This is a genomic window from Vibrio sp. Vb0937, from assembly GCF_033338855.1.
On record NZ_JAWOTK010000396.1, the window covers coordinates 290 to 1095 of the forward strand.

At 43.4% G+C, this 806-nt stretch carries 2 protein-coding genes; both read right to left on the reverse strand.

The features are described from left to right. Nucleotides 1-404: PilW family protein (locus tag R7P67_RS26010; RefSeq protein ID WP_411912821.1), on the reverse strand; the 404-nt coding region annotated here is incomplete at its 3' end. Nucleotides 405-412: 8 nt separating this feature from the next. Further along, on the reverse strand, nucleotides 413-806 hold a 394-nt coding region (locus tag R7P67_RS26015), incomplete at its 5' end, for a GspH/FimT family pseudopilin (RefSeq protein ID WP_318086481.1).

Genomic DNA, 806 nt, shown 5'->3' on the forward strand with positions numbered 1-806 from the left:
CATATCGTTATTTGCTTTTTTTCACACACAAATAGCGACTCTGGCGTGTTAACTCGTTGCTCATAAGCCACGTTTTTATACAAAGGAGCAGAGCCAGAAACACCTATGTAATAGGCGTAAGCAATTAGCCCTCTATCAACATCATCAAGAGTGTAAATTGTGTTCGCTGAGCCCGAGATTTTTATAGAATGACCATTGTTACCGTCAAAACCAGCACGCTGAATGTCGCTCTTGAGCATCTGCACGACACTTTCAGAATTCTGTAACAACATTAACTCTTTCGAACGCTCCATTATCACTCGTTGACCACTCACATAGATTGACCCCACTGTCGCTAGAGAAATAAGCCCAAGTGCAGATGCGATCATAAACTCAACAAGGCTCGCCCCTTTTTGTTTAAACATAGCCATCCTTAAGAGCAAGTTGAATAACCGTAATATTCTGTGCCGCTGTTATCACTACATACTCTTACGCGGGCTGATAAAGTATGAGAAATGAGCTTTAAGGCTTTTGATGATTCACCAACAGGATAAAACTTCAAGTTTCCTGATGATGGTCGACCATGGACATCGTCGAAGCTGATTTGATCGGAAGCATAGCTCGGGGTAACGACAATACCGTCATACGGCTTACCTGATAAAGAGAACAACACAGTTCCAGCCCCCTCAGCCGCGTTGTCTGTCAAATCAATACGCCAGTTTCCGTCACTGGATGAACTCCCAGACATGATGATGTGCGCCCAGAGTCTTTCGCGCCGTAATACTGCTTCAGACTTACCTTCAATAACAAAGCCATGTAATTCATTA